The 4405-nt window shown below is 38.1% G+C and carries 6 protein-coding genes and 1 pseudogene; 6 read left to right on the top strand and 1 reads right to left on the bottom strand.

What is annotated here, in order from left to right:
• From F6K38_RS35695 to F6K38_RS35705, 3 genes are all read left to right on the top strand, one after another.
• Window positions 1–183: hypothetical protein (locus tag F6K38_RS35695; protein ID WP_287359792.1), on the top strand; the 183-nt coding region annotated here is incomplete at its 5' end.
• Window positions 184–188: 5 nt separating this feature from the next.
• Entirely contained in the window at window positions 189–896 is a 708-nt protein-coding gene (locus F6K38_RS35700; protein WP_008191540.1) for a CDP-alcohol phosphatidyltransferase family protein, read from the top strand.
• Between the two features lie 103 nt (window positions 897–999).
• Window positions 1000–1647 carry a class I SAM-dependent DNA methyltransferase gene (locus tag F6K38_RS35705; protein ID WP_287359794.1) on the top strand — a complete coding sequence of 216 codons (648 nt, stop codon included), beginning with the start codon at window positions 1000–1002 and terminating at the stop codon, window positions 1645–1647.
• Window positions 1648–1751: 104 nt separating this feature from the next.
• Here the strand turns inward: F6K38_RS35705 and F6K38_RS35710 are convergent, their stop codons facing one another.
• On the bottom strand, window positions 1752–2591 hold the full coding sequence (locus F6K38_RS35710; RefSeq protein WP_008191536.1) for a class I SAM-dependent methyltransferase: 840 nt from the start codon (window positions 2589–2591) through the stop codon (window positions 1752–1754).
• A gap of 164 nt (window positions 2592–2755) precedes the next feature.
• On the opposite strand from F6K38_RS35710, the gene F6K38_RS35715 reads away from it, so the two are divergent.
• The 3 genes and pseudogenes from F6K38_RS35715 to F6K38_RS35725 form a co-directional block, all read left to right on the top strand.
• Window positions 2756–2998, top strand: a complete 243-nt coding sequence (locus tag F6K38_RS35715) for a hypothetical protein (RefSeq protein ID WP_131826846.1) — start codon at window positions 2756–2758, stop codon at window positions 2996–2998.
• 105 nt (window positions 2999–3103) lie between these two features.
• Window positions 3104–3952, top strand: coding sequence for an aspartyl/asparaginyl beta-hydroxylase domain-containing protein (locus F6K38_RS35720; protein ID WP_008191534.1), 849 nt, complete (start codon window positions 3104–3106; stop codon window positions 3950–3952).
• 244 nt (window positions 3953–4196) lie between these two features.
• Window positions 4197–4405, top strand: a pseudogene (locus F6K38_RS35725) (class I SAM-dependent methyltransferase); the annotation flags it as partial.

Genomic DNA, 4405 nt, shown 5'->3' on the forward strand with positions numbered 1-4405 from the left:
CGAAAATTAGAGATAACCTTAGAATTAAAACAAGGATTTGATACTATTATAGAATCAAATACTTATAAAAGAATGAAAAAACTATCTTCAGTACGACCTGAAAGATTTGGCTTGTGGAATATTGTAGATTCCACAACTGTTGACTGGAAAATGATTATCAAAGAAATAATCAAGGAGTTATAGATATCGTGATTAAACCGAATCACATTACCTTATTTAGATTATTTTTAATTTTTATAGCTTTTGTTTCATGGTATCTTGTTCCTCCTCAATACTATCTGTATATTGGTGTGTTATTCTATATAGCATTTTTATTGGATGCTGTTGATGGGTGGTTAGCTAGAACAAAGGACTTAAAAACAGATTTCGGTAAGTATTTCGATCCGATTGTAGACTATATAGGTTTCCTAGCTTTGTATGTCATTAGCATTGAGATGGGAATTCTCCCGATATGGTTTGTTTTTCTAGCTCTGACAAGAGACTTTTTAGCAACATTTGCCAGACAGATATTAAATTTAAATAATATTGTGATTGAAGCAAATGTTATTGCTAAATTAAAAGCCGTATATATTGGTTATCCGTTGGTAGGGCTTTATTGGTATAAACTTTATGGGTTTTCAAGTCAATGGTTGTTTATTGTTATTGGTTTACACATACTACTAGAAGGTCGAATTTTTGGATATTCCGATCCTTTAGAAAATCGTTGGAATTCTATAATATTGTGTTTCACGACTATTGCAGTAATTACATTAACTACATTAAGACCTGCAAGTGAGAGTCTTTCTGACCTGACTGTGTTATTCATACTTATAACTCAATCATTGATCTGGGTTTCTGGTATTCAATATTTATGGTATGCCAGAGAGTATATTATTCAATCATTTGATTCAAACTAATCACTTTCACTAGTTTTTATTTTCTGTAGAAAAACAGTTAATGCTATGCTATAGTAGAAATTAAAATATAGGTAATTAAAGTTAAAATTAAAGAGAAGACTTAATGACTAATAATCAACAAGCCCAATTCTTAGCAAAGTGGTCAAATAAATGGAACACTGAGAGCAGCGAGGTTGAGAAGGAATATGATACTTTAGCTCAAGTATATGAGGATAAAGTCTTGAATTGGCAGTATGCTGGTCATCAGGTTGCTGCTGAACTGATTGCAAAATTTGTTGCTACCGATGGCAAAATTTTGGATCTCGGATGTGGAACGGGACTTGCTGGACAAGCTCTTCGAGAACAAGGTTATCAAACCATAATTGGAGTTGATATTTCTGGTAAATCTTTAGACATTGCTAGGGATAAAAATATTTATACTGCTTTATATAAAGCAGATATACAGCAAGCATTGCCATTTCAAGATAATGAATTTGATGGAATCATTTCCACTGCTGTGCTTACTAATATGGAAACGTCAAATGTGTTGTATGAGTTTTGCCGAGTAGTAAAGCCGGGAGGATATCTGGTGTTTACAAACCGAGAGGATATCCACTCTCAAAAAAAATTCGACGTTACCTTGCAACAGATGGAGTCAGAAGGCATTTTAAAACAAGCCTATCTTTCGCCACCACAACCCTATCTTCCCAATAATCATGATTATGCAGAGAAGATCAAGATTCTGTATTGTGCCTATGAGGTGTGCATTTGATGTCTCTCTGGGCTGTTGGCGAAGCTTGCGCCTTAGCCCATAGCATTGGAGATTCTAAAAGGTCGTTAATTCACGTCCTTCTAGAAATTAAAACATGGAGGCTCTCAACTCTGTTTCTTGTAGGCATAAACAAAGGTAGTTTGCCCCAATTTTTGGCGCAAACTTTCCCGTTGCTCAAGATAGTGAACGATGCTTCCATCCTTGTTCATATTTCCAACTCGCTCCAATGCTTGTTCTAATTCCCCTTGCTTCGCCAAAGACCAAGTAGAATCACCATTCCGATAGGTTTGCTTGAGGGGGCCTTCTGGGTCAAGGTAATTGTCACCTTGCATAACAGCATGAATTGGAACAACAATGCCCCCAAAGCAAAAGCCAGCTTGATCCAATTTCTGAGTAATGCATGCTATGGGTGGCATACGTTTAGCGATTCTTGATACCGCGTCTGGAATCAGATCAGCCCACCAAAATCCATCATAAATCTGTGGATGACTGCTGGTATTACACACAAATACGCCTTGGGGACGCAGCACTCGATACGCTTGCTCAAACACCTGGTTCAGTTCAGGAAAATTTTCCTGAGCTGCGTCGTCGGAACCCAAGTGATGGAGAACCTGGTTACACATTATCCCATCAAAGGTTTCATTCTCATAGGGAAGATCGATAAGACTGCCTTGATCTAAGTGAATATTGGGGTGATTGCGGAACTTTTCTGTTGCTTGCGCCAACATTCCCCCATTGAATTCTAGACCCCACAGGCTATTGACTTTGCTCTTCAACGCCTGGATATAGTTTCCAGTACCACACCCACCATCCAAGATCACCTGCTCTGGCAAAGGACGAGGGGTAGTCGCAAAGCAACCTAATAAAATCTCAACCCCGATTGGGATACGAGTGGTGTCGTAGTTTTTGGATGTATCCTGATAGTTTTCATATTCTTTAATCATGGCTTTGTTTTTACAATTTTCGGTGTTATCGATGATATTCTATGTCCTCATAATATTACACTGAGGTATACCATAGATATGGTTTTATGGGCGTTGCTGAATTAAGCAATTAATAGGAGTGGGGTGGGCATCCTGCCTGCCCGAAAATATTGATAATGGGCAAGATGCCCGTTCCACCAAGATGCCCGTTCCACAACAAGATGCCCGTTCCACAACAAGATGCCCATTCCAAAAGTTTATCCCCCTCCAGGATTGATCAACTTAAAGTTAGCCTCAGAAATTACGGCGGTTTGCATAACTATCAGGTACACAAGATTTTTTTCCCTCTTCCCTGTTCCCACTTCCGACTTCCCTGCTCCCTGCTCCCTGCTCCCTGCTCCCTAAAAACCGATAACGAAAGTACCTAACAGCAAGTGCAAACCGCTGTAGATCACATCATTATCCGCTTAACTGTTCAAGGGGGTAGAATTATAAACGATAATATTATACACAATTAACCATAACTATTAACGATGAAAAAATACATTAAATATATCCAAGACTCTCGGGATATCGCTAGATTATTAAATGGTGTAGAATCCGAAAATTTAAACAACTTATTTTGGTATGACTTACCCTTAAAATATGCAGTCAGTTGGCGCGGAATTTTTCACATATTTAACGCACACATATTCCAACGAAAACGAGATGCGATTGCCAAAAATTACGACATCAATACTATTTACTATTCCCACAGGGAAGAAGATGGTATCAACCATCCGAACCCTAGTGTTTGGTACTGTACATCCCTCAACAGTAAACCGTGGTTTGATGATAACGATGAAATTACCTCAATCCTCGAACAAAATGCCGAAATAATTATATCTGAGTACAACAAAATAGATGAATATATGAAAGAACATCCCGATCATGTTAGCTTAATGGGGTCAGGTCAATGGAATGGTATATTTATTTTTTCTACTGGGCGAGAGAAACAAGCTATAGCATATTTATGCCCAAAAACACTTTCAATACTCGAAAAATTACCCCTTTGTATTAACTTTGGTTTTGTGCTGTTTTCCGAGTTAGTTTCTGATAGTCATATATTGCCCCATAGTGGTTCTTCAAACTTAAGATTGAGATACCATTTAGGAGTGCGCATACCCGAACCAGAAAGTGCAAAAATACGAGTAGGAAATGAATGGCGCTTTTGGCACCAAGGTAAAGCTATGGCGTTTGACGATTCTTTCGAGCATGAAGTATTGCATCAAGGGGAAAAATCAAGAGTTGTCTTAGTTATCGATGTATGGCATCCCTCATTAAGTGAAGAAGATATAAAAATACTCAGTCATCCAGTTTTTGCAACTTATGGTAAACTGTGACGGATAAATATTACGTTATTCAGTTCTGTTGGCGATCGCTTAAACTGGTCAAGAAAATAATCCAATATGAATAATTTATAGAAATCTGATATAAAAATTTTAATATGTTCTCTACAAACACCATAGAACATGATTTGTATCTTTTCCCAAATCATAATTGCTGAATAGAGATGCTCACTGTAGACAAAGTAATACATTAGGGTGTAACATACATATTGTTTTAGAGCTATTTAAAGATTAGACATTGCAGAACAATTGGCACGACATCTGGAATCGCAGACAGGCTGATCACGCAGAGCAGCCAACTTTAGTTTCTTTGCTGGTTGCAAATGGCTACGATCCTCCCTGGTCATCAGGTGTGCAAGAATCTGGCTGGATGGCTTATGGGAAGCATATCGCGGCTCGGCTCAACATCACCCCAAAGGATTCATTGTTGGAAGTTGGGTGTGGTGC

It is taken from the genome of Moorena sp. SIO3B2, assembly GCF_010692525.1.
In the GTDB taxonomy this organism is placed as follows: domain Bacteria; phylum Cyanobacteriota; class Cyanobacteriia; order Cyanobacteriales; family Coleofasciculaceae; genus Moorena; species Moorena producens.